The sequence below is a fragment of the Ruegeria sp. CF5 genome (assembly GCF_056537325.1).
In genome coordinates, this window is the sequence record NZ_JBQFRI010000005.1 from 44,132 (window position 1) to 70,037 (window position 25,906).

The 25,906-nt window shown below is 54.5% G+C and carries 17 protein-coding genes; 10 read left to right on the plus strand and 7 right to left on the minus strand.

What is annotated here, in order from left to right; all coding sequences use genetic code 11:
• Window positions 1–293: 293 nt before the first annotated feature.
• A complete protein-coding gene (locus tag ACR0NW_RS13165; protein ID WP_480450631.1) occupies window positions 294–3,605 on the minus strand; it encodes an adenylate/guanylate cyclase domain-containing protein in 3,312 nt (1,103 codons plus the stop codon).
• A gap of 933 nt (window positions 3,606–4,538) precedes the next feature.
• Window positions 4,539–5,180: a TetR family transcriptional regulator C-terminal domain-containing protein gene (locus ACR0NW_RS13170; protein ID WP_170653941.1), complete on the minus strand. Its 642-nt coding sequence runs from the start codon at window positions 5,178–5,180 to the stop codon at window positions 4,539–4,541.
• 190 nt (window positions 5,181–5,370) lie between these two features.
• Between ACR0NW_RS13170 and ACR0NW_RS13175 the strand changes: the two genes are divergently transcribed.
• The 7 genes from ACR0NW_RS13175 (at window position 5,371) to ACR0NW_RS13205 (ending at window position 14,175) form a co-directional block, all read left to right on the plus strand.
• Window positions 5,371–6,234 carry an ABC transporter permease gene (locus ACR0NW_RS13175; RefSeq protein ID WP_170653940.1) on the plus strand — a complete coding sequence of 288 codons (864 nt, stop codon included), beginning with the start codon at window positions 5,371–5,373 and terminating at the stop codon, window positions 6,232–6,234.
• On the plus strand, window positions 6,231–7,025 hold the full coding sequence (locus tag ACR0NW_RS13180; protein WP_480450632.1) for an ABC transporter permease: 795 nt from the start codon (window positions 6,231–6,233) through the stop codon (window positions 7,023–7,025). The genes ACR0NW_RS13175 and ACR0NW_RS13180 overlap by 4 nt, the downstream gene beginning before the upstream one ends.
• A 20-nt stretch (window positions 7,026–7,045) precedes the next feature.
• The gene (locus ACR0NW_RS13185; RefSeq protein WP_480450634.1) at window positions 7,046–8,161 is read left to right on the plus strand and encodes an ABC transporter ATP-binding protein; all 1,116 of its coding nucleotides are present in this window, start codon (window positions 7,046–7,048) and stop codon (window positions 8,159–8,161) included.
• Window positions 8,158–9,213: an extracellular solute-binding protein gene (locus ACR0NW_RS13190; protein ID WP_170653937.1), complete on the plus strand. Its 1,056-nt coding sequence runs from the start codon at window positions 8,158–8,160 to the stop codon at window positions 9,211–9,213. The genes ACR0NW_RS13185 and ACR0NW_RS13190 overlap by 4 nt, the downstream gene beginning before the upstream one ends.
• A gap of 93 nt (window positions 9,214–9,306) precedes the next feature.
• Window positions 9,307–11,373 carry an oxidoreductase gene (locus tag ACR0NW_RS13195; RefSeq protein ID WP_480450636.1) on the plus strand — a complete coding sequence of 689 codons (2,067 nt, stop codon included), beginning with the start codon at window positions 9,307–9,309 and terminating at the stop codon, window positions 11,371–11,373.
• 8 nt (window positions 11,374–11,381) lie between these two features.
• Window positions 11,382–12,581: an aromatic ring-hydroxylating oxygenase subunit alpha gene (locus tag ACR0NW_RS13200; RefSeq protein WP_480450637.1), complete on the plus strand. Its 1,200-nt coding sequence runs from the start codon at window positions 11,382–11,384 to the stop codon at window positions 12,579–12,581.
• 25 nt (window positions 12,582–12,606) lie between these two features.
• Window positions 12,607–14,175, plus strand: a complete 1,569-nt coding sequence (locus tag ACR0NW_RS13205; protein ID WP_480450638.1) for a trimethylamine methyltransferase family protein — start codon at window positions 12,607–12,609, stop codon at window positions 14,173–14,175.
• A gap of 382 nt (window positions 14,176–14,557) precedes the next feature.
• Here the strand turns inward: ACR0NW_RS13205 and ACR0NW_RS13210 are convergent, their stop codons facing one another.
• On the minus strand, window positions 14,558–16,357 hold the full coding sequence (locus ACR0NW_RS13210; protein WP_480450640.1) for a BCCT family transporter: 1,800 nt from the start codon (window positions 16,355–16,357) through the stop codon (window positions 14,558–14,560).
• Between the two features lie 526 nt (window positions 16,358–16,883).
• Window positions 16,884–17,804 (minus strand): LysR family transcriptional regulator, encoded by a 921-nt coding sequence (locus tag ACR0NW_RS13215; RefSeq protein WP_480450642.1) that lies wholly within the window; start codon window positions 17,802–17,804, stop codon window positions 16,884–16,886.
• Window positions 17,805–17,901: 97 nt separating this feature from the next.
• Between ACR0NW_RS13215 and ACR0NW_RS13220 the strand changes: the two genes are divergently transcribed.
• From ACR0NW_RS13220 to ACR0NW_RS13230, 3 genes are all read left to right on the plus strand, one after another.
• Entirely contained in the window at window positions 17,902–19,428 is a 1,527-nt protein-coding gene (locus tag ACR0NW_RS13220) for a sulfatase family protein (RefSeq protein ID WP_480450643.1), read from the plus strand.
• A gap of 35 nt (window positions 19,429–19,463) precedes the next feature.
• Entirely contained in the window at window positions 19,464–21,125 is a 1,662-nt protein-coding gene (locus tag ACR0NW_RS13225; protein ID WP_480450644.1) for an ABC transporter substrate-binding protein, read from the plus strand.
• 299 nt (window positions 21,126–21,424) lie between these two features.
• Window positions 21,425–22,243 (plus strand): DUF2189 domain-containing protein, encoded by an 819-nt coding sequence (locus tag ACR0NW_RS13230; protein ID WP_480450645.1) that lies wholly within the window; start codon window positions 21,425–21,427, stop codon window positions 22,241–22,243.
• A 475-nt stretch (window positions 22,244–22,718) separates the two neighbouring features.
• Here the strand turns inward: ACR0NW_RS13230 and bfr are convergent, their stop codons facing one another.
• From bfr to ACR0NW_RS13245, 3 genes are all read right to left on the minus strand, one after another.
• On the minus strand, window positions 22,719–23,204 hold the full coding sequence (bfr, locus tag ACR0NW_RS13235; RefSeq protein WP_170653928.1) for a bacterioferritin: 486 nt from the start codon (window positions 23,202–23,204) through the stop codon (window positions 22,719–22,721).
• A 216-nt stretch (window positions 23,205–23,420) separates the two neighbouring features.
• Window positions 23,421–24,329 (minus strand): sterol desaturase family protein, encoded by a 909-nt coding sequence (locus ACR0NW_RS13240; RefSeq protein ID WP_480450646.1) that lies wholly within the window; start codon window positions 24,327–24,329, stop codon window positions 23,421–23,423.
• 146 nt (window positions 24,330–24,475) lie between these two features.
• On the minus strand, window positions 24,476–25,876 hold the full coding sequence (locus tag ACR0NW_RS13245; RefSeq protein WP_480450647.1) for a DUF4856 domain-containing protein: 1,401 nt from the start codon (window positions 25,874–25,876) through the stop codon (window positions 24,476–24,478).
• Window positions 25,877–25,906 lie beyond the last annotated feature (30 nt).

The following is a 25,906-nucleotide window of genomic DNA, read 5'->3' on the forward strand; positions in this document are numbered from 1 at the left end:
TGAGCGTATGGCTCGGCGGCATCATACACGAAATCGTGCGATATGTCCGAACTGTCATCTGGGCGTCAATGCGCTCTGTTTCGATCGAATGTTTGCATGCGCCGCGCGTCAGCTTTGTTCGCTCTGCAACCGTGGTGGAAGGCACCTCGGGCGGGGAGCAGCCATTCGCTGCGCTTGCAGGGATTTTGGAGTGGCTGGTGTACTGCAGGCGGCTGCCGTGTCGCCTCTGAGGTCTGCGATGAGCCCGAAGCGGACCCTGTGAGCGGTGCATCAGCAGGTATGCAATTGCATTGCTACCTAGTATTCAACGCTTGATCGATAGCTGGTAAAGATGACTTTAGACCAAATTCCACGGCATCATCGCGAAGTGCTTGCAGAACGACGCAGCCCTCCGCACTTCTATGGCCGGAATGCCATGCTATAAGAGCGCGAGCTCTAGCTACATAAAAGTCCGACCACGGCATGTCCTCTTGCGCAAAAAAAGCCTCGAGAGATTCAGCATGTCGTTGGGCCTGTGCCCACTCTTTGCGCTGCAACATAACTTCGATAGCGTCGCGGTAGAAAAAGGGTTGATTGTGCCCCACACAGCCGTTGGCGATTATTTCTTCCGCTTCCGATATCGCTTTGTCTTGCTCTATTTTGTCCTGAGTGACGCGGGCAAAGTGACCAAGCATTCGGGGCCCACCGAAAGACATTCCCAGTTTCCTTGCTCCCATAATTGCCTGATTGATCGATTCAAGTGCTTCCTGATGCCGCCCGATTGCATTCAAATAAATGCTATTGAACGACAATGCCTCCTGGATGAGTCTGCTCGCTCCCAGCTTTTCGCCCAAAGCTTTCACATGCTCACATAGCGTATCCACTGATGACCAGTCGCTGAGTTCAACAGCTGCAAAGAGCGCAGCAGCAGCAGCGTTCATTTCGGCACGGTCGTGTCCAACGCGGCGAGCTGCATCGATTGTCTTGCGAGCCTGTTCGAGTACTTCATCAAGCTCGAGCATATAGACCTTTGTGTGACAGACCTGCGACGCGTTTGCCACTTCGGTCCGCCCGTAACCATTGGCTCTACTAATTTCTACACAGCGTGACAGCATATCATGAGAAGTGCGCATGCGCCCGGCCACGTAGGCTGCATCGCCCAAACCGCCGAGCCCTATTGCTTCGCCCTCGGTCGAACCGATTTGTCTTGCATATTCGATGCTTTGCCGATGCCCCGTTTCACATCCAGTGATATCGCCCTTCGGGAATAGCAAGTTCCCACGTAAATGATGAAGGCGCATCAAGGTTTCGATCAAACCATTGGCTTCTGCAATGGGTTGCACTTGGGCCACAAGGTCGAGTGCCTCGTCAGTGCGGTCTATGATGCGCATACCTTCAGCAATGCCGAGCAATGCAACGCATTTTTCCGTATTGTCCGAATGACGAGAAAGAGATTCCTGATATGCTTCGATCGACTTTTCAGTCTCACCCAGTTCCCGCAGCAATTCGCCTAGCAGGCAATACAAAGCGAAGGACATCTCAGTTTTGTCCGCCACGGCAACGCCGCGTTCAGCCAGCCGTTTTGCACTTTCAAACCGCAACGCCGCCTGTTGCGCTTCTGCTGCGTGAAGATACGCCTGTGCCGCGTCCTTGTGGCCGGCACAGTCCAGATGTTCGGCATGCAGTGGAAGATCCTTGTCTGCAAACCAGTCCGCGGCGGCAAGGTGAATTTCATTTCGACGCGCTCGAAGCAGTGAGCCATATACACCATCTCTGACCAGCGCATGGGCAAATAGATATCCGTCACCCTGCTCGCGGATAAGTTGATGGTCTACCAATTTCGCACTGTCATACGAGTCATTGCTGATCAACCGACGCAACGAAGCCAGCGTAAACCGTTGTCCCAGAACTGAAGCGGCTTGAATGGCCGATTTGTCAATCGCTGGCAGACGGTCAAGTCTTGCTTGTACAATGCTCTGAATTGATCCCGGAACTTGAACGTCGTTGGCCTCATGAGCGCTTCTGAGCAGCTGCTCTAGGAACAAGGGGTTTCCAGCGGCCCGCTCTACACAAGAACGAGCGAATTTATTGGCGATGTCGACAAAGTTGGCAGCCATTCCCATGGCGTCAGCCTCGCCAAGAGGACCCAGATCCAAGGTTATGAAGGGTGCGCCAGCCAGGGCCCCGCGCCAAGCCGGATCAATCGGGTCGCCTTCAACCCTCGAAGTAAGAACGATCATGATGGGCGCGCCAATTGAACCAAGTCCCAAACTGGCAATTTGCTTAAGTACAAGCTTGTCCGCCCAGTGGATATCTTCAAAAACGATAAGTCTAGGAAGCTTCCTACTGAGCGCCCGGACAAGCGCGACAACAGTATCTACCTTACCGGTGTTACGCGTCAGATTGTCCATAGCGTCGTAAAGCGCCTGGTCCTCTGGAGATCGCGGCAGGTTCAGGAGGTCGTTGAGATGGATTTCATTTTCTGCGGTAACAAACCCTTCCGCAACCGCGCTTTTGGCCGCTACCCACCGACCTTCAATATCTTCTCCAATCGGCAAATCGAGTAGACTATGGACCAACGAGCGTATCGGATCCTGCCCCAGACCGACACCGAAATCGAGGATAAGAGTACGGTGACACGAAAAGCCGTATTCTTCGGCCAAATGGCAGTATTCATCCGTTAGACGGGTCTTTCCGATCCCGGGATCGCCGCGAACTTGGATCAGCTGCCCTTCTTCGGCGTCCTTACACACTTTCAGGGCACTCTTGAATTGCTGGATCTCAGCCACGCGGCCAAGAAATGGACTTGCACGCTGCGTTTTTGGAGAGTCCTGGCTGCCTTGCACTGAATGCACTCGCACGGGCTCCAAAAGACCCTTGACGGAAACGTCCCCTACCTCCGTAGCGCCAATTTTCCCTTCTATGGACTGGCGGACCAGTTCAGATATCAGGATTTCCCCGGCGGAAGCTTTATCTGTAAGTCTGGCGGCTAAGTTCACCGACTCTCCGATAACAGTATAATGGCTATCAGGACCAACGCCGCTTGCGACGACCTCGCCACAGGCAATACCAATGTGAGTTTCGAGCGGCCGACCAACCTGTTCTGAGACACCTGACATCGCTTCTTGGATCGCTATAGCTGCGCGGACAGCCCTTTCTGCGTCATTCCCATGTGAAATCGGCGCTCCGAACACAGCCATAACACTGTCGCCAACGTGCTTATCAACCGTTCCTCCGAAATTATTGACTATGCCGTCGGCAGCTTCGAAGTACGCAGCCAGAAGCTCGTGAGCAGCTTCTGAATCAATCGATGAAGATAATTTGGTGAATCCACAGATATCGGAAAACAAAACAGTTACTTGTCTGCGCTCACCTGAGCGTTGAGCGGCAGTCTTTGCTTCGACATTTTTCTGCGCTGTCTCAGCTTTTTCATTTGAGGCTTCGTCGACTTTCGCAATCGCCTCTAGCAATTTCCGCCTGTGGCCGACGGCAGTCACACCGATATCTTTCAGGTCTTCTACTGTGAGGTGCGCAAGAACGAGCCCATCGACAAAATTTTCCTCAAAGGCATCGGCATATTCGCCGAGCCCGAGGTCTTCGAGCCAGGTGCGTACGTCGATTTCCATGCAGGCTCTGTTTTTTGTTTCGGGAGCAAACTAGCATGGAAAGTGTCAAATGGTCCATCGAGGCGCCCCCAAAGAGCTGTGCGACACAGCCTGATCGCCACGTGATAACCGAATTTGATATATTGCGGATCAGAGTTAATCACCGCTTTTGAGGGCGCTTAAACTAAGAACCTTACTTCAAATCCAAGGGCGGTTTAGTCCCGCAGACTGTGAGTTCGAGGGCACTCAGATCGTGCAGCTGCGGCGAAAGTCTGGTCTTGCTGGCTGCATCGCAGCATCTGAAGCCCTAAGCAGACGGCAGCTATGGGCCGCGATGAACGCGGCCAACGTTGGCTTTCTGCGCTTGGCTACATACTGTTTATATTGCAGCATCCGGAAGGTATGGGCTCACAGCAGACATTCGAGAGTTCACAGAAGGGAGCGCCGATGCCTGTTGTGCGGACAAACCTGCTGTTAATGTTCTGAGCTTGAACGACCGCCATGGGCATTCTGCAACCGCGTTGGAAGGCATCTTAGCGGGAAGCAGACGTTCGCTGCACGCGCTAACCCATCTGGGCATTGACAAGAAAGCTAACATTTAAAGGGCAGGCATTTCGAAGTTTAAGCTGCACCACTGCAGGTTGGTTCCGAATCCAAAACGCACCGCTGCAGAGAGAAGCACGATCGTCCGCTATCCGAACGGTGACAATGGGAACTGCAACTATAAAAATACAGCAGAGAGGCCGCTACAAGGAACTGCTGTTCGATATGACGCCGAAGACGCCTGTTCCTGCCGGTCTGCCACGTGGCGAATGCGGATTGGGGGGGCGAGGCAGCGCCTTAGCAGTCTATTCAAATGAACTTTTCGCGCCCGTACCGTGCTTCCATCTTGTTGATTGAAAGATGGAGATTAGCCACTTCTAAAGTGATCAGACAAAAAGCTTGTCGAAAATTCTACTCAAATAGCAAGGCACCGCTCAGATCAAAGTGCTTAGGGAACATTGCACGCAGAAATCGAAAAACAATTCTCGTTGCCTCGTTGCGGTCGAAGGAATCCGGGTGGAGTAGATAATCGGTCCACATGCCTTCAAGCATTGCGAGTGTGCCGTGCGTAGCGTCCCGTGCAACCTGATTGGGGTGTTCAAGTCCAGCTTCCTTCGCAATTCGAGCGAAAGCGTTGAAAACTAGTGTCCGAAGCTTAACATCGCGGGTATCTGAAAACGCGGCTATTGCAGCTCTGTTTCGGGCCTCACCGCGAAATGCGTACCAAATTGAAACATTTTTCTTGTTGAGGATCGCTTCACTCAAGTCTCCCCTAACAATCATCTCAATATGTTCTTGACCCGTTTGTCCGGTCTTTTCCAGCAAAGCATAGATACCGTTGTAGTATAGCTCGGACGAGTAGCGGGCGGCTTCGTCAACCAAGTTATCCTTGCCACCAAAATGAAGGTGAATCATGCCACGGGAAAGCTCGGCGCGGTGAATGATTTCGCTGACTGAGGTCTCGGAAATCCCTTTCTCTGCGACTGAGTCGAGCACTGCCTCGATCAGGGAAAGGCGATTTCGTTCGCGAATTTCTTGTCGTCTTCCAGTCATTTGATCAGGCGGTTCTGTTTGTTTTCAGTCTCTTGCGGTGCCTTCTAGTGGCTGGTGCGATATTGGCCAACCCCGGCTGTGAAAATATCAGTTGACACAAGTAGTCCAAAAATTCCAGATTTAAATGGACGATTGTCCATTTTGTGATCGACATTGTTGCGCCACCGAAAGCAAAGTTCAGCAGGGAAGCATGACCGGAGTACTACGAAGTGAAACGGGCAAGGGCCTGGCACTGAGCGCGCCTGCGACGCTCTATGTCGGCCTGCTTGTGGCTGTACCTCTATGCATTCTTGTCGCCTACAGCTTTTGGACTCAGACATATGTCGAGGTTGACCGGACACTAACCTGGGCGAATTACCAAGAGGCGTTCACCGATCCCTTGGTGCGGCACCTGATGATCCGTTCCGTTGCGATTGCAGGAGCGGTGACATTGGCAACAGTCTGTCTGGCCTACCCTATCGCCTACTTCATTGCGTTCAGGACGCAGAAGAAAACCTTATGGTTATTGCTAATCACCATACCCTTCTGGAGCAGCTACCTGCTGCGGGTGTTCAGTTGGAAACTGATCCTAGGCTTTAACGGGGTGCTGAACTCGGCTTTGATTTCGCTGGGGCTGATACAGGAACCGCTGACATTCCTTCTTTATAACGAGTTCGCCGTTGTTCTAACGCTGGCCCATGCCTGGGCACCGTTTGCAATCCTACCGATCTATGTGTCGCTACAAAAGATCGACCGAAGCCTGTTGGAGGCGGCAACCGACCTTGGGTGCAGTAAGTTGGAAAGATTTGTCCGCGTGACATTGCCCCTGACGGTGCCGGGGATCATTGCAGCCTGTCTGATCATTTTCATCCCTACGGTGGGAGATTACGTCACCCCAGCTCTCGTCGGCGGATCGCAGGGTAAAATGGTGGCGAACTTGATCCAGGTGCAGTTCGGCGCCGCCAATAACTGGCCGTTGGGTGCAACCCTGTCTCTGCTTGCCATGCTATCGGTCGGCTGCGTTGCAATCCTGTTCGTGGTCATTGTCACCGCTTTGGGACGGAGGATCAGATGACCAACGCCATCCGGATCCCATGGTTGCTTATCTACGCAGTCAGCTATCTGGTGTTTCTATACCTGCCAGTACTGCTTTTGCCGCTATTTTCGTTCAATGACGGAACCATCGTGGCCTTCCCGCTAAAGGGCTTCACGTTGAAGTGGTACGCGCAGTTGGGGCAGCAGGACACGTTGTTGCAGGCGATGGTGAATTCGCTGATCGTCGGCAGCGTGACCGCCCTGATGGCAACGTCTCTGGGCCTGTTTGCTGCACGCGCCTATGTCCGCTACCGCTTTAAGGGGCGCGAGGTGTCCGAAGGCCTGGTCATGCTTCCGCTGGTCATCCCCGGCATCATCGTTGCCAGTTCGATGCTGGTTCTGTTCATCAGCATCGGTCTGAAACCATCGTTAACCACCGTGATCCTCGGGCATGTGTTCGTGGCACTGCCCTTTTCCGTGTCGATTATGAAGTCTGCATTTGACGATTTCGACCAGTCCTTGGAGGAGGCCGCGTTCGACCTTGGTGAAAGCGTCGTGGGGACGTTTCGGCGTGTCACTCTGCCCATTGTTGCGCCCGGCATAGTCGCCAGTCTTCTGGTCACATTTACCGTGTCGTTTGATGAGTTCGTGCTGGCCTTCTTCCTGTCTGGCAACAGTCCGACACTGCCGGTCTATATCTGGAGTCAGATCCGCTTCCCGGCAAAATTGCCAAACACGTTGGCGCTGGGGTCGCTGCTTTTGCTGTCCTCGGTCCTGCTGTTGTTGATCGCCGAATATTTCCGCCGCCGTTCCATCCAATCGTCAGATTGAAGCCAAAGGAAACGAACAAGATGAGCGAACAGAACATCATCGAGATACAGGGCGTCGAAAAACGCTTTGGATCTTTTGTGGCTGTCTCAGACCTGAACCTTACCCTGAAAGAGGGTGAGTTCTTTTCACTGCTTGGTCCTTCTGGCTGCGGAAAAACAACGGCTTTGCGCATCATCGCAGGTTTTCAGGATCACGAAGAAGGCGAAATTCGGATTGATGGTCGAGCGATGGGCGCGGTGCCGGCCAACAAACGTCCCACCAATATGGTGTTCCAAAGCTATGCGATCTTTCCGCACCTGAATGTCGGCGACAATGTCGGCTTCGGATTGCGCAAGACAAAGCTTGCACGAAAGGAAATCAAAGAACGAGTGGCCGAGGCGCTTGAGATGGTTGAGCTTGGCGGCTTGCAGGACCGCAAGGCCAATGAGTTGTCAGGCGGTCAGCGGCAACGTGTGGCGCTCGCCCGGGCACTCGTCATGCGGCCAAAGGTGTTGCTGCTGGATGAGCCCTTATCCGCGTTGGACAAAAACCTACGCGAAGCGATGCAGCTGGAAATGCGCCGCTTGCAGCAGAAGCTTGGAATTACTTTCGTCATGGTCACGCATGACCAGTACGAGGCAATGACCATGTCCGACCGCATCGGCGTCATGTTCGCAGGGCAGCTCAAGCAGGTGGATAAGCCAGAGGTCTTGTATTCCCAACCGTGCAACCGGGAAGTGGCGTCTTTTATCGGTGGAATGAACTTTCTGGATGCCGAGGTGACTTCAGAGAATTCTGAAACGCTGGAAGTCAACATTCAGGGCTTTGGCCAGATGGAAATCGGTGTGAACCCCAACGTTCAGGTGCATGACAAGAAACTTCTTGTCGGCGTTCGGCCCGAACAATTGGAGATCAGCGCGGATAAACCGGATGGCTACGATGCTCATGTTCAGGGCGAGGTGTCGGACGTCGCCTTCTATGGTGAGAGCGTCCACTATTATGTGCGTGTCGATGGTCTGAAAGACAGCATCGCCGTCGCAGTACCGAACTACTTTCATACAGTCGATCACAGCCGCGGCGATACCGTCTGGCTTGGCGTCCAAAGCGCCTCGGTGATCGACTTGGGCAAACGTGAATCTTTGGGAGGAGAAACATGAATAAAGCAGCATCACTTACGGCAGCAGTTGTTGCCACCTTTACGGCCAGCCAAGCGCTAGCAAATGCGGCTGACCTGACTGTGTTCGACTGGTCCGGATATGAGGATCAGGGGTTTTACGGCGACTATGTAGAAAAGTACGGCGGCGCGCCCAGCTACACCTATTTTGGCAGCGTGGAAGAGGCGTTTACAAAGCTTCAATCCGGGTTTGAGGCCGATCTGGCCCATCCCTGCACGGACGCCCTCAGAAAATGGGTAGCGGCGGACATGATCAAGCCGATCGATACCAGCAAGCTGGAGAACTGGGACAAACTGATGCCAAAGATCAAAGAGGTCGATGGCATCACGATTGACGGGCAGACCTACATGGTGCCGTTCGAATGGGGCAACACCGGCCTGATTTACCGCACCGATATGATCTCGGCGGACGATGTTTCGCTGCAGCTGCTAGCAGATCCGGCCTATCAGGGTAAAGTTGCCGTTCCGGACGCCGCATCCAGCGCGTTTGCCATGGCCGCACTGGCAACTGGCGCCTCCAGCTATACCGATATGAGCGACGAGGAATTCCAAAAAGCGGCAGACTACCTGCGGGCGATTCATCCGAATGTGCGCTTCTACTGGTCGGATGCGGGCCAGTTGGATCAGGCAATTGCCAGCGGTGAGGTCACACTGGGATGGGGCTGGAACCAATCGGAACTGAACCTGATCTGGAACGAAACCCCGGCCGTCATGATGCGTGACGTGGACAAAGGCATCGCCACTTGGGTCTGCGGTTACGTGCATCTGAAATCCGCCAAACAGTCGGATGAGCAGGTCTATGACATGCTGAACGCACTCAGCTCTGCTGCAAGCGGAAAATACATCATCGAAAGCTGGGGATACGCCCATGCCAACCAGGATGCATTTGCGCAGGCTGATCCGGCGCTGATTGAAACCTACGGGTTCTCGGACGTGGACAGCTTCTTTGAAGGATCTCTCTTCTTTGACGCGGTTAACCCTGAGCTGGAAGCCAAGATGTTGAAGGAGTTCGAGCGCATCAAAGCTGGCTTCTAGGCGCACTTTTACGAAACAGCCGGGAATGGTGGGGACGTAGAACCCCTTCCATTCCCACGAAACTATTTCCGATTTTTTGGAGGAAGCGCGGCAATGTCAGGCGCTGACGGATACTCTGTTCTCTTCGAGCCGGTACAGATCGGGCCAGTGACGGCTCGAAACCGGTTTTATCAAGTGCCCCACTGCAATGGTATGGGGCATCTGCGACCGCAGGCCGAAGCCGCCATGCGGGCAATGAAGGCCGAGGGCGGTTGGGCTGTCGTGTCCAATCAAGAGACGGAGATTCACCCGACTTCTGACCTGTCCCCCTATGCCGAAAACCGGCTATGGGACGAGCGGGATATTCCGGCGCTGCGTCTTATGACAGAAGCGGTTCATGACAAGGGCTCTTTGGCGGCAATTGAATTGGCGCATAACGGCCACCATGCGCAAAACCATCTGAGCCGGGCGCCCTTGCTGGCACCATCGGAACTCGCCCTGCAATCCCCGTATCCCAAGCAGGCCCGTGCTATGGACAAGACGGACATTCGCGAGTTTCGCAAGTGGCACCGCGCAGCGGCGCGGCGCTCGCGCGAGGCGGGATTTGACATTGTGTATGTTTATGCCGGGCATCACATGACCCTCCCACATCATTTTCTGCTGCCACAGTTCAATGACCGGACAGATGAATACGGAGGTTCGTTGGAGAACCGGGTGCGTCTGACCCGCGAGCTTCTGGAAGAAACCCGGGAAGAGGTTGGAGACGATTGCGCCATTGCTCTGCGGTTCGCGGTCGATGAAATGCTGGGCTCAGATGGGATGCAAGCACAGGAGGAAGGTCGCGCCGTTGTCGAATTACTGGCCGAGTTGCCAGACCTGTGGGATGTGAACGTCGCGGACTGGAGTAACGACTCTGCAACGACCCGCTTTGAACCCCGCGACGGCTTTCAGACCTCGTATATCGAATTCGTCAAACAGGTCACGTCCAAGCCCGTCGTGGGTGTCGGACGCCTTACCTCTCCGGATCTGATGGTGTCATTGGTCAGGAAAGGCGTTCTTGATTTTGTTGGCGCGGCGCGACCATCCATTGCTGATCCGTTTCTTCCTAACAAAATCAAGGAAGGTCGCATCGAAGAAATCCGCGAATGCATCGGCTGCAATATCTGTGTTTCATCCGATACGCTGGGTGTTCCAATCCGTTGCACCCAAAACCCGACGATGGGCGAAGAGTGGCGAAGGAAATGGCACCCTGAGACCATTGAACGCCGGGGAAAAGAAGAAACCGCGCTCGTTGTTGGCAGCGGTCCCGCCGGGCTTGAATGCGCAATGCAACTGGCGCGTCGGGGCTATGACGTAACCCTGGCCGAAGGCAAGCAAGAGCTTGGTGGTCGCGTGTTGCTGGAATCCGGTCTGGTCGGGCTATCCGCATGGAAGCGCGTGACAGATCACAGGATCTATGACTTGCAGCAACGCGGAAACGTGCAACTGTTCACCGACAGCCGTTTATCAGCAAGCGAGGTCGTTGAGTTGGGCATTCCAAATGTCTTTCTAGCAACTGGCGCGCCATGGCGGCGAGATGGTCGCGGGAAGTCTGCGTTTCGGGGCGTTTCGATAGGCTCAGGCTCTCAGGTTTTCACTCCGGACGACATCATGTCCGGCGCTGTGCCGGAGGACGGCCCGATCATGGTTTACGATGATGACCAAGCCTATCTCGGAGGAGTTTTGGCGGATCATTTGGCTCAGGCCGGACGAGAGGTCGTCTTTGTGACGCCAGCCTCAATTGTTTCGCCGTTTACTGAATTGACGCTGGAACAGACCAAAGTGCAACGCAGTCTGCTCGAAAAAGGCGTTCGACTGGTTTTGTCCCAGTCTTTGGCCAGTATCGCACCCGAACAAGCGAAGTTGCATTGTGCCTATACCGGACGAGAACAATTTATTGAGTGCAGCTCTGTCGTGTTGGTGACGCAGCGAATGCGCGAAACCACCCTTTACGATGAGCTGCGCGGTTTGGCCAACAATCCGCTGACTACGTTGGAATTGGTCGGTGATGCCGCGAACCCGGGTTTGATCGCTGACGCCGTTTACTCCGGCCACATGGCTGCCCGAAATTTCGAACGCGATGCGGGCGATATCGACCGCGAATTTTTCCGCCGGGAAATCGTTTCCCTTGAACCTGTATGAGGTGCGCTATGCCAAAAGATGACTTGCAAGTAATGCGCGACTTGATGGAAGCGCAACGGGAAGGGTTCGCCTTGCCGCGTCACTTCTATACGTCTCAGGCAGTATACGAGAACGATATCAACACGTTCTGGAATCGTAACTGGATCTGGGTCGGCCATGTCAGCCAGGTCGCTGAACCCGGTGACTACTTCCTTTTCGACTACGGGCCCGAATCCGTGATTATCGTTCGGGATCGAGAGGGCGAGGTACGTGCGCATCAGAACGTGTGCCGCCACCGGGGATCGCGCGTTTGCATTGAACACAAAGGCAAGGCGCGTAATTTCATCTGTCCCTATCACGCGTGGACCTTTGACCTGAACGGCAAGCTGCGAAACGGGCGTTCGATGGGGCCTGATTTTGACCCGGGTCAGTACGGTTTGTTCCCGGTTCACGTGAAGATTTTTCAGGGTCTGATTTTTGTCTGCGCGGCAGAAAACCCGCCGCCACTGGATGAAGCTTTGGAAAGGTTGGCACCACTTTCACAGCCATTCGATTTTGGAAATCTGAAGGTCGCGCATGAGGCCTCATATCCCGTTCCGGCAAACTGGAAACTGGCACTGGAGAATTATCTGGAATGCTATCACTGCGCGCCGTCCCATCAGGATTATTCGCGTAGCCATTCTCTGAAAGACCCGGCGCAGGTTCTGGAGTTCAGCGGTGCGCTTCATGAGCGGATGGAAGAGGCTGGAATACCTTCTGAGGAGCTGGACCTGACCGGCAAAAACGCGATCGCACCTGGTGCGGATGTTTATTGGCGGCGCTACCCGCTGTTCCCCGGTTATCTGACGGGCAGCAAGGATGGTGCGCCACTTGCGCGACCTTTGGGTGAACTGAAGGGCCATGATGGTGGTGCTACTGACCTGGGGATCGGAACCCTTAACTACTTCCTCGTCTACGCAGATCATGTGGTTGGGTATCGGTTCGTCCCGCGTGCCCTGCAAGAAACAGACATTCAGATCGTTTGGTACGTACGCGGCGACGCTGAAGAGGGTCGAGACTACGATAAGGACGCCCTGACATGGCTGTGGCATGTCACATCGCTCGATGACGAACGGATCATCCGGCACAATCAGGAAGGCGTGAATTCATACCATTTCGTGCCAGGGCCGCTGTCCGAAATGGAATGGAGCATTCCCGGTTTCTATCGCAACTACTTCAACATGATCTGACACGCTCAGTATTCGGAGACTAAACATGACAGAGTTAACTCAGCGCAGATCAAGACGGCGCGGGGGCGGGCGTGAAGCACGTGCAGCAGTGCGCACCAGCAACGCCGCCTCGCAAGCAATCTGGCCCGGCATTTCGGGTGGCCGGTACAAGCCGCTGACAGACGCAGATATGGCGCGCATTCACGAAGCCGCGCTCAACATTCTGGAACGGACAGGCGTCGGGGACCCCACGCAGGAAGTTCTGGATCTCGTGTTGCCAAAGGGGGCGACGGTTAACGAGCATGGCAGGCTGTGCTTTCCCCGGGCGTTGATGGAAGACCTGTTGGCCAAAGCGGCCAGCGAATTCTATGTCCATGCACGCGGATCGCGGGCCGGTAAGGATGACATGCACTGCACCAAGGACAAGGTGTACTATGCGAACTCCGGCACGGCGGTGACCACGTTCGATGCGGAAACACGCAGTTACCGGCCGTCAACGCTCAAGGATATTTACGATTTCACCCGTCTGGTGGACCGGCTCGACAACATCCACATGACAGGTGATACGGTTTTGGCGACGGATGTTCCGCAAGATTATGAGCATGACATGAGCATGCTTTACGCCATTCTGGCGGGCAGCGAGAAACCATCCTGTCTGACATTCCGCACGCGCGAGCATATTCAGGATGCGATCCATCTGTTCGATCTTGCTTCAGGGGGAGAGGGTAAGTTCCTTGAAAAACCCTCAGTCATCTTTGGTGGGTGCCCCATCGTTTCACCGCTCAGATTCGGGCGGGAAAATCTGGAAATCCTGATTGATACAGCAAAGATGGGGCTTGTCTGCGATCTGGCCGTCCCGCCGCAAGCCGGGGCTACGTCTCCTGCGCCGTTGGCCGGCACTCTGGCGCAAGCCGTCGCTGAGACCCTGTCTTGTGTAGCCATTGCCAACCTGATCAACCCGGGCACGCCGGTGGTCTTTGCGGCCTGGCCATTTATTACCGATTTGCGGACTGGATCGTTTACAGGCGGCAGTGGCGAACAGGCGTTGATTTCAGCCGCAGCTATCCAGATGGGCAATTTCTACAACCTGCCGACCAGCGTCGGATGCGGCATGACCGATTCCAAAATTCCCGATGCGCAATACGGGCTGGAAAAGGCGCTTACCTTCGCTTTGGCGGCCCATGCTGGGGCCAACCGGCTCTGCGAATTTGGTGGAATGCTCGGCAGCTTGATGGGCTGTAGCTTTGAGTCAATGGTCATCGACAACGAGGCTGCGGGAATGATATCGCGAACGCTTCGCGGGATCGAGGTGAGCGACGAAACGCTTTCGGTCGACGTCATCCATGAATGTGCAATCGACCCCGGACATTTCCTCGGCAACGCTCAAACCCTCCAGTACATGGAAACCGAGTATGTCTATCCGACACTGATGGACCGAGAGCTGACAGATACCTGGGAGAAAGCCGGTCGTCAGGACATGTTCGAACGGAGCCGATCCGTTGTGGATGACATTCTGTCCAATCACTACCCGAACTACTTTGGCAGCAAAGCCGATTCAGAGGTTCGGTCAAAGTTCCCGATCAAATTGCCCCCGGAGGCAATGCGCGCCGGGTAAGCGGTGCTGAGCGCCGAGCAGGCTTCGCAACACGTAACATTGCGAAGCCGCTTCGTGGTTGTACCTAAGTTTAAAATACACCGCGGCGCGTCAGGTCGTCGGTTGCCAGCCGGATCCTTTTTTCAGGGATGTCGAACATGTTGTTCAACTCGCCCTCCGTGATGAATAGCGGTGGAAAAAACGCACAAATGTTGATGATCGGCCGCAAGATCGGCCCGTTTTCCTGACAATGGTGATCAACCATCGCACCCACGGACTTGCCCAAGTCCAATAGATTGTCGGCATCGGCGTCCGCAACGCATTCAACACAGCCAACAAGACCCAAGCCGCGTGCATCGCCGACCAGAGTCAGAAGGCGTTCTTCGAATAATCGCGAACCCGCTCACGTCTCGTGGTTCAAACGGCGCAGGTCGTTTATCATAGCTTTGGCCAGAGAGATGCACATGAGCAGCAAGACGACGCTGAACGGCAGCGCGCCGATTATCATGGAATTGGTCAAAGCCTCTAACCCGCCGCCGCCCGCGATAAGCAAAGTTCCAATGACAAGCGTCAGTAGAACGCCCCAGATGACGCGATGAAGCAAGCCAGTGTCTTCAGACCCACCGGACATGATCGTGTTCATCACAAGGATGCCAGAGTCGGCGGATGTAACTAGGAATGTCATGGTTAGCAGAACACACATGACACTCACTATCGCGAGTAAGTCACCCGATATCATTTCCCCCAAGGTGACGAACAGTGTGGCCGTCGTTGATGCGGCAAGGATTGACCCATTGGCATCCCCGTTCAGTTCCAAATCGATGGCAGCCCCGCCAAGAATGGCCATCCAGGCGAAACAAACGAGGGACGGCGCAATGACCGCTCCAAGTATAAATTCGCGCACGGTTCGCCCTCTGGAGATACGCGCAAGGAATAGGCCGACAAAAGGCGAAAACGCGATCCACCATGCCCAATAAAATGTAGTCCACCCCGCCTGCCATCCGAACAACCTACCTCTTGTGCCTGCGTCATAGGCTGCAGTCTTGGTTGCACCGGAAAGACTGGCGGTATCATTGCTCAAACCTTCAAGAAAGGTTGCTTTTGTTCCCCAAGGATCAGTTGCACCTGGGAAGAGCTCTCCGACAAACGGAACCGCCTCAGCTGGTAATACGGATGCAAACTCGACTTCGGAAATCGGGCGAAACGTCTGGAAACTCAGTTGGATGAAGTTTTTGATATAGTCGACCAATGCCGTAGCATAGGTCGTCGCCGCAAATGCGAATGAGCCGTAAACAACAAATACCGCCAGCAAAACCAGCGAAAATAGAAGATTAATATTTGACAGATATTTGACACCGCGCCCCACGCCAGAGACGGCAGACAGTGTCGACATCATCATGACAACTACCAACGCCATGATAAGGCCGTTGGTCGACGGCTTCATTGTTGTTGTCGCATTCTCCACAAGCCAATTCGCACCGGTAATCAGAAACGCTCCATCCACCAATTGAGAAACGCCATATCCGATCGTCACCGCCACGCCGAGTATCGTTGCCACGACGCCGAGTATATCGATTACATGACCTGCAAAACCGTTTGAGTATTCGCCAAGCAACGGGGTCAGAGCAGTGCGTATTGTCAACGGCATGCCCCTGGTAAATGCGTAATAGGCAAGGCTCAAACCGGTGACTACGTATATAGCCCAAGCGTGAAAACCAGTGTGCAAAAACGTATAGCGATAAGCTCCTTCAATCGCCTCTTCGCTCTTGGGTGCGACTTCCCCGGAAACGGTCAATGGATTGGTTTCCCATAGGCCAAGTGGTTCAGCGGTTGCATAGACCATGAGACCCACGCCAAGCCCCGCTCCAAACATCATTGAAAACCAAGAGAAGTTCGAGAATTCTGGTTTCTCATCTTCGACACCCAGCCGCATTCGTCCGGTTGAAGGAATGATCGCGATTAGAAATAGGAAGAATACAAACAATCCAACGGAAAGATTGTAGAAGGTATTGAACTCGGACAGCATTCCTGACTTCCAAGAACGCAGGGTATCGTTCGCAGAAAGTGGCCACACCAGCGCCCAAAGGACCAGCAGGGAAACCGAGAACTTGCTCACCAGCGCAATCGGAAGACTATATCCTTTGTAAAACCCAGTCCGCTGAGTTCTTATTTTGAGGTCTGTGAAGGGATCCTCAAGCGCCATGTTATCCCGGTCTTACCTAGATTGACTGCTTTGCACGCCGAGCTGTCGGCTGTTAGCATTTGCGAGAACGTTTGCGATGCATTTAGCATCCAAAGAATAGGCCTGAACTGCAACGTTTTTCCACTGCGCTGACTTTGATCCGCCGGATGAACCAAAAAGACCCTCTATGTTTGTTGGCTGGGTGTTGCCCGAAACAAGTTGGAGTTTGGCTGCTTCTACCTCCACTCCGAAGCAGAAGATATCTGCTTAAGGGAGGGTTCAAAGGGCAATCCTTGAATTTGACAGAACGTAAGACGGTCAGGTTCCATCCAGTTCCAACAGAGCTGACGCACAGCTTCAAAGGCAAAGGTTGCCGGGCGACCGCTCAATTCTCTGATGCTAAGTTTCGGCTGGACTATCGGGCGAGAACCAATGTGCCGGTGTCAATGCGTTCATTCAGAATAAGCTCGGTGCCCGCGAGGCAGCCGATGCCAGAAAGTAGTATTCCGCGCAGCAATTCTCCGGGTGATCGGGAGAGGCTATTTCATCAATCTCGGGATGGTCCAGACACGAAATCTGACCACTCTCGAATCCTTTCGACCTCTTCCAGAAGACAGGTTTGAAATTCGCGGTCTATCATGGATGCATTGATCCCCAAAGGTTCAAACACCGCAAACCTGTAGTGCGGCAAATCCTCAACAACTCTGGCCTGCCCATCATTGTTCTTCTGCCAGTAGTGGGCCGTAAAGGCATCGACAATGGGTAGGCCGTCACAATGCTGGCTGAGGGTGAGTGCAGCCAGCGACGTCTCGGCTGTCATAGGTGAATGCACGTTTTTGCCGATGTTGCGCAGCATCAGCTCATCCTGGACTTGCCCCAGCAATCCAATAATTGGATAGGGGCGCAGATCGCGCAACGACAAAGGATCCTGTATTGAGTTAAGCGGGTGGCCAGCGGGCACAAAGCACATATGGGGCAGTGCGCCTTCGTGAAGAACTTTCATCCCGGATGGCACGTGCAGAACATTCGCAAAGCCGGTTCTGAGTGTTCCGGAGCGTGCGAAATCCAGCACCCACTTTGAGGATTTCACCTGCCAGACCACCTTGATGTTTTTCTCAGCGACCTGAAGTCGAGCGAGGGCGCGGGGAACGATTTCCAATGACGCTGCCGTAATGGTTGCGATCGATAACGTCCCACGCTCCTTTCGTGCGATTTGTGCGGCAGCCTCTTCCAGGTTCGCCAGAACCAAATAGTTCCGTTCGACTTCTTCAAGAAACGCTTCGGCCTCTGGCGTTGGTGAGACGCCTTTGCTTTTGCGTTGAAACAGGGGCACCCCAAACTGCCTTTCCAAATCGCCAAGGATTCGGCTGACACTGGGTTGAGAAAGGTTCATGCGCCGCCCGGCTGCTGAAACTGATCCGGTCTGCATGACGGCCCGGAACACGGCTAACTGCTTCTGAGTAAACATGGTATTCGTTATACAAATATCATAGGCAAAAAGTACTATTTTTCTGAATGTAATTTCATCGCTACGCTTTTGCACATCCTTAATGTGGGCTGTAACGATGCCGAAAAATATCATCCTGATCATGACCGATCAGCAAAGGGCCGACAGTCTGGGCTGTACTGGAAATCCGGTCGTCAAAACTCCGAATATCGACACGCTCGCGGCACGTGGCGCCGTGTTTCAGCAACATTTCACCCCTCATCAGATCTGTTCGCCCAGCCGCTCGACATTGTTTTCCGGCCTCTACGCTCGCAATCACGGCCTGACCCGCAACGGAGTTGCCTTGCCCGGTGACCTGCCGCTGATCACCCATGACCTGAAAGAGGCAGGTTATTGCACGCATGGGGTCGGGAAGTTCCATTTTCAACCGATCCTGGCCGGTCCTGAACACGCAATGCCGGATTCAAATGCCTTTTGGGATTTACCGGAAAGCGAAAACTGGAACGGCCCCTTCTATGGTTTCGACACCGTGGATATTCTGATCGGTGAATCCGTAAGTGCCACAGAAGGTGGGCACTACGCACAATGGCTGAACAAGACCGCGCCGGAGGCGGCGGCGTTGTATCTGCCTGAAAACGCATTGGAAGCACAGGCCGAAGACATGGATGAGGTCTGGAAATCCGCGATCCCACCCGAGCTTCACTACAATACCTGGATCACCGACAGGGCGTGTGATTTCGTTCAGACGCAGGACAAGGAACAACCTTTTTTCCTGTTTGTCTCTTATCCAGATCCGCATCACCCATTCTCACCGCCTGCTCCATGGTGCGATATGTACGACCCGAGTGACGTACCGACGCCAGCACTGAAGCCGGACGAACTGTCCGCCATGCCTTCGTACATACTGGATGGCGATCGTGAGGAATCCGGCAAAAGCTATGTGGATTTCCTGCGCAACCCCGGCCCCCCGCGCGAACAGGGGTTCATGCAGACGACGACGCGGTTTTCGGACACCTCATTACGTCAGGCCATCGCCCACACCTATGGAATGGTATCGATGATTGACGATTGCGTCGGACGGTTGATCGCCCAGCTTGAAACGTGCGGCCTGACAGATGACACGCTGATCGTCTTTACCTCGGACCACGGAGAACTGCTGGGCGATCACGGATTGATCCGCAAGGGCCCGAGCCCATACAGATCGCTGCTGCATGTTCCGCTGATCATGGCAGGTCCGGGGATAACTCCGGGTGAACGGGATACCATCACCAGCCATCTGGATTTGCGCGCGACACTGCAGGATCATCTGGATCTTCGGTCGCAGCCAACGGACGGGCACTCGTTCGTGCCGCTGCTTTCGAAACCGGATGCGTCCAGCCGCGAGGCTCTGTTTGCCGAATACCATCCCCGAACTCGTATGGACACCTACAACCAGACCCTTCTGACCGAAGACTGGCGCATTACGATCTATCCCGGGAACCCGGAATGGGGAGAGATGTTCGACCTGCGCAAGGACCCGGGCGAGCACGTCAATCTGTTCTTCGACCCGGAATTCAGCGCCAGAAAACAAAACCTAATTGAGCGAATGGAGCATGAATTCCCGCCTGCGGCACAGGCTGGCGGACCATCTCTTGCAACCTACTGAAACACGCCCGCTCAGACCAACACACGGAGATTCCAATGTTATCAAACCAACCAAAGCACCAATTGCACCCCGCCGCTGAAATGCATGCGCGCGAATTGCGCGACGGCAAGATCACGCGGCGCGATTTTCTGGCGCGTTCCACCGCGCTTGGTCTTAGCGCCGGTGCTGCCTATGGCCTGCTGGGCGAACCCAATCCAGCTCAGGCGCAGGAAGCGACGCCGCAACAGGGTGGTACTTTGCGGATACAGATGGATGTTAAAGGGCTGAAAGAACCTCGCGTTTACGACTGGTCCCAAATCGGCAATATCACCCGGGGAACTTTCGAATATCTTGTTGAATACAACAATGACGGATCGTTCCGGGGCATGTTGCTGGATAGCTGGGAAGTGAACGACACCGCCACGGAATACACGCTCAAAGTCCGCCCCGGTGTGAAATGGCACAATGGCGATCCCTTCACCGCCACCGATGTGGCTCGCAATATCGAAGGCTGGTGCGACAAGACCGTAGAAGGCAATTCGATGGCCGGTCGCATGGCGACGCTGGTAGACAAGGAAACCGACAAGGCCATTGCGGGCAGTGTTCAGGTGGTCGATGATCTGACCGTCAAACTGAATCTGCCGCGTCCCGACATCTCACTGATCCCGGCTATGGCGGACTATCCGGCGCAGATTATTCACGCCGGTTTCGACACCAACGACCTGCTAAACAATATCGGCACAGGGCCATACAAAATCGTTGAATATGCGGTTGGTGAAAAATGTGTCCTAGAGCAAGTGCCGGATCATGTCTGGTGGGGAACCGAAGTTTATGGTGGCCCTTACCTGGACCGCATAGAATATCTGGATTTTGGCACGGACCCATCGGCCTGGATTGCGGCCATCGACGCCGAAGAAGTTGACATGCTGCATGAATCCGTGGGCGAGTATATCGCCATCCTCGACGATCTTGGACTGGAAAAATCCGAGGTTGTGACCGCCTCGACCCTGGTGGTTCGTCCCAACCAGTTGGCCGAGGTCAACGGTAAGCGTCCCTATGAGGATGTCCGTGTGCGCCGCGCGCTGGCCCTGGCGGTGGACAATGCTATCTGCCTTGAACTGGGATACAACAATCTGGGCGCCCCGGCCGAGAACCACCACGTCGCGCCGGTACATCCAGCCTATGCCGAATTGCAGCCACCGGAATTCGATCCGGCCAAAGCCAAGCAGCTGATGGAAGAGGCCGGAATGGCCGATTTCGAGCACGAGTTGATCTCGATCGACGATGACTGGCGCAAAAACACCTGCGACGCGGTCGCTGCCCAATTGCGTGACGCCGGGATCAAGGTCAAACGCACGGTACTGCCCGGATCTACCTTCTGGAACGACTGGACCAAATACCCGTTCTCGGCAACGAACTGGAACCATCGCGCCCTTGCGGTACAAATCCTGAACGTAGCCTATCGCTCTGGTGAGGCCTGGAACGAGTTCGGCTGGGAAAACGAGGAGTTCGATGCATTGCTAGACGAGGCACTTGCCATTGCCGATGCGGATCAGCGCCGCGAAGTGATGGCAAAAATCCAGAAACTGATACAGGATGAAGGTGTTGCTATTCAGCCTTATTGGCGGGCACTTTATCGCCACCACCGCTCGGGACTGGCTGGTTGCGGGCAACATCTGACCTTTGATCACCACCACTATAAGATGGGCTGGTTGTAGTACCTCCCTGAGGTCAAAGCCACTCGGTCTGCAAAGTTGAAATGTCTGATGGTTCGAGGGCCATTGCGACGGTTTCCGCTATCTCAGTTTCATCTTCTCTAAAGGCTTCGGATGGTTACGCCATCCGAAGCACTTTCTGGGTGTCAAAGTGGGTGAATGCGGAATTGGCTACCATACTCCCTCCTTGCCGCGATGCGTCATCTGATGCAAACTTGAATACGTTAAAGAAATGTCTGCTTCGCCGCTGCGCCTGATGGCAAGCGGACCAGCACAGTGCCATGCTTTGGGAGGAGTGTGTCATGACATTCAAAACCGCAGATTCCAAACCACCGGACAATCTGACGCCGCAGCAGCAGGGACTGCCCAAGATCAACAGGGTGACTGCAGGGGACATTTCCGCGTCACTGAAGGCTGGATTTTCCGACTTTCTGGCTCGCCCCGTCATGAGTGGGTTCTTCGGCCTGTTCTATGCGGTTTTCGGTATTCTGCTTGTTTGGAGCCTGGTCTGGCTCGGCAAGATCTGGATGATCATTCCCGCCATTGTAGGGTTTCCGCTGGTCGCGCCTTTCGCAGCTGCCGGGCTTTATGAAATGTCCCGTCGGTTACAGAACGGAGAGAGTTTCGGTTGGTCGGAAATCCTCACCGTCATGGCCAATCAGCGCAAACGCGAGATGGGCTGGATGGCCTTTGTTACCCTGTTCATTTTCTGGGTGTGGATTTATCAGGTTCGGCTTTGGCTGGCGATCACACTTCAAAATGCGTCTTTCTCGGATTTCGAGGGTTTCTTGAACACCGTATTCTTCACGCCGCAGGGCTGGACCTTCCTTGCTGTTGGCACCTGTGCCGGCGCGTTCCTGTCGGCTGTTCTGTTCTCGGTAACCGTGGTTGCCATGCCCATGCTGCTCGACCGGGAAACCAATTTCGTGTCTGCCATGTTAACGTCCATTCGCGTCGTCACGGAAAACCCGGTGGTCATGCTCGGCTGGGCGGCAATCATATCTGGCACCGTTCTGTTGTCGATGGTTCCGGCGTTTCTGGGGCTGATTTTCACCTTGCCGATCCTTGGTCACACCACATGGCATCTCTACCAGCGGGCAGTGTCACCAGCGAAAGAGTGATCTGCGCAACCCCTGCCTTGATCAGCCGAGCGGCTGCGACAGACGCTCAGGCCGCAGGCACTGACATCAGGATTCTGGCAAAGCGGATGCCCTGAGTTTTGCAGCCAAGCACTGTCAGATATTGCGACCATATAGTTGTGTTGGATTCCGGCCGCATCGTCGGTTTGGGAACTTACGACAGCCTTCTCCAAAGTAATCCTACCTTTCGGCAACTTAAAACTGCCGGGCATCAGACAGGATCGTGAGTGGCAGATAATGCCCGTTCATCTGCGCCCTGGCGACGTAGGACATGTTCTTATCGAACAAAGAATTTCTGGCTGAAGTAACGGTCCAAATGTGATCAGAGTTTTCTCGTCCGAAGGATTTCCCAACCGGCGGACCTCAAACCATCAGTTTCCAACATCGGCGCAATCCACTTTACCCCGACTCTGGCCGTCTTGGCGGATGACGATCAACTCAGCACCTGAAAATCGGTTCAGTCTGCGTCTTCCATTTTGGTTGCGTTAAGCTGAGCAAAGAGTTCAGGACCGACCCGATCATAAAGGTCAAGCTGCGTCTCAAGAAAGTCTATGTGACCCTCTTCGTCTGACATCAATTCCTCGAACAATCCCATCGAAACATAATCACCCGCGTCCTTGCAGACGTCCCGTGCCTCTTTGTACAGGGCCCGGGCGCTTTGCTCTGCGGCCAGATCGCATTCCAGCGATTCACGCGGGTTCTCTCCGATCTTCAGCGGGTCCAGCTTTTGCAGGTTTGGATGTCCTTCAAGAAAAATGATCCGCTCGATCAGCTTGTCCGCATGCTCCATCTCTTCAATGGATTCCTCGCGGCTTTTCTTGGCCATGCTGCCAAGTCCCCAATCGTCCTGAAGGCGATAGTGCAACCAGTATTGGCTGACCGCCGTCAACTCATGCCGAAGCGCCTTGTTCAGATATTCGATTACCTTTTTGTCGCCCTTCATCTCAGGTCTCCCTTGCTGTTCCCAATCCGGCTTGGAACAAATCTTTGTACCCGCAATTCTATCACTTGTCGGGCACGTTCCCAAAAGCGCGCACAACAGGCCTGCTTTCAAGGCGTTACCCTATTACCTGACGATTCTCATTTGATTAGAAGGAACTACGAAGAACCTGCCTCAAAAGGTCAGCGCACCGTGCCGGGTTAACTGCACCCACGACCGTCAGCGATTGCGCAGGGACCGCCACTCGATACTTTCGCGCCACTTGCTCGTTCTGCGCCGCACAATCCGCGCCATATCGGCAAACGGACGCAGGTAGATATCCAGAATGTTCGATGCGTGTGCTTCGTGCGGTTGCAAACCAAACTTAAGCTGGCTGTCCTGCTCCGACAAATGCAGCGAACCGAACAGCCAGTCCCAAATCGCCAAAGCCACACCAAAGTTCTTGTCGTGATGTTCGCGCGCGATGGAATGATGCACCTGATGCTGCGCCGGAGAGATCAGGACATGCTCCAACCACGGCCAGTACCGGATCGCGACATGTGAGTGCCGCAGGTTCGATCCCGTCACATGGAAGACAAAGGACATGACGTTGACGCCCAGTACCGTATACAGATCCACTGCATTGCCGAAGAAGAACAGAAAAACGGCCATTGTTGTGCCCTGCGCCACGGCGCTACGCAGGCCGAACAGGATACCTTCCAGCGGGTGAGTACGATAGACCGTGATAGGTGTCAGGGTTTCAGCGGAATGGTGGGTCTTGTGAATGGCCCAGAGCAGCGGCCAGCGGTGCATCCAGCGATGCACCAGATATTTGGTGAAATCATCGACGATAAAGATCGTCGCAGTGAACAGCGCGACAATCACACCCGTCGGGGCATCCGAAAACACGCCTCGCCGCAGGAAGTCAACGTCATGCAGCGCATAGTACAGGGCAGTTGCGATCGCCAATTGCGATAGCAGAAGCGGTGAAATGAACAGTGTGAACACGCGGTTGATCACAAAAATCTTGTAGTCCGCAATGGCCGAGGCCGAAAACAGAATCCTGCGGTCAAAGACCTGCCGCAGCGCCAGTTTGACCGATGATCCGCGCACCGCCACCAACCAGAGCAGCGCGATCAGGACAGTCAAAAACAGATACCCAAAGAAGACACGCTTCTTTGGGTTGGAAAAATCCGCAAAAACAGAGCCTATGTGATCGAGAATTTCCAAATGATGCCTTTCGGCCAGTGTCCCGGCGGCGTTTTAGCCGCGCCGCCGGGAGGATCAACAGACCCTTAGTCGTTTTCCGCCGAAGCGTTCTCGCCCAGCTTTTCAGCCAACGCCGCCAGATCGGCTGTTGCGTCATTGGCGCGAGATTCGATGCCGAACGTGTCGATCAACAATTTCTGAACTTTCAGCATGTTAACCTGATAGTCATCCAGCGTCATCTCGCGGTCGCGAACAAAGTTGCCGTCGGCATCGATGTCTGACACCATCTTGCCGTCGGGCATCGCGGGGCCAAAACCGATCAGCCAGTTCAGATCGATAGCAGTCGCACCGAGGTTGTTCTTGCCCGACTGGAGCGCCATCGAGAAGCCCTTGAGCTCACCCCAGTGCTTGGCATAGTTGCGCAGCGCCTTGTCGCTGTCCTCGCCCGATTTGATCTTGTCGATGTCCTTGTAAACCGAACCGGCATATTTAAACGTGGCTTCCGCCAGTGTCTTTTCCCAGTTGGTTTCGATGATATCGGCATAGTTCTTCAGCTCGGCGCGCTGCTCATCGGTCAGCGCCTCTCCATTGGCCGACGCGATCAGTGCACGACCATCACGGAACGCGTTGAAGATGGTGGTCATGTACTGGGTGTTCTTGTTGCCACCTTTGTCAGCACCTGCGGCATAGTAGGCCGGACCAAAGACCATTTCGGTCTTCAGGTCGATGACGCCATCACCGTTTGCGTCGGCAGCGGCCATGTCTTTCTGCTTGGACACACCATAGTTCTGCTCGGGTGACAGGCTGGCCGAATGCGCAGCAGCGCCGAAATAGCCAAATGCCTCGTCCCACACATGTTCTTTGCCTGTGTAATGCGCACCCTCTTTGTAGGGCTCATTGTTGGGCTTGTTGTCGGCTTCCAGCTTCTCGTCGAGATAATTGTCGACCGCCTGGTTATACGCCATCGCGCCCAGCGTGAATTTCGAGATCAGCTGACCCCAGTCCATGCCGTTCACCGGGTCATAGCCTTGGTTCGAGGACGCCGCCATCTTGATCATCTGCAGTGCAGCATCGACGCCGGACTGGTTTCCGGGCCATGCAGTCATTGCGCCCTTGTAGAACTTGCCCGAGATGTTCTTGCCTTTGGAAATCTCGTTCACGGTCGATTGCTTGACCGGGAAGCCATCCTTTGACGCCGGAGCGATAATGGCCAGGTCTTCTTCGGATCCGTTGAAGTAGGCCAGCATCAGCGCTTCAACCTCGGCTGCGTTGTTGCCACCGTCGCCCTTGCCAGCCGCTTTTTTTAGGCTGTCATGCAGCACGTGGCGTGCGATCTGACCGGAATAGGACACAGAGTTGGTTTTGTCGCCCTCATAACCTTTCAGGGTGACGGGAAAAGGGCCGTAGGCCTGATCTGCAAGAGCTGCCCCACCGGCGAGCGTTGTAACGACAAGCGCCGAAGTGAGTTTCAGTATGGGCTTAAGCATGGGGTGTCCCTCTTATTCACAACCGACTAA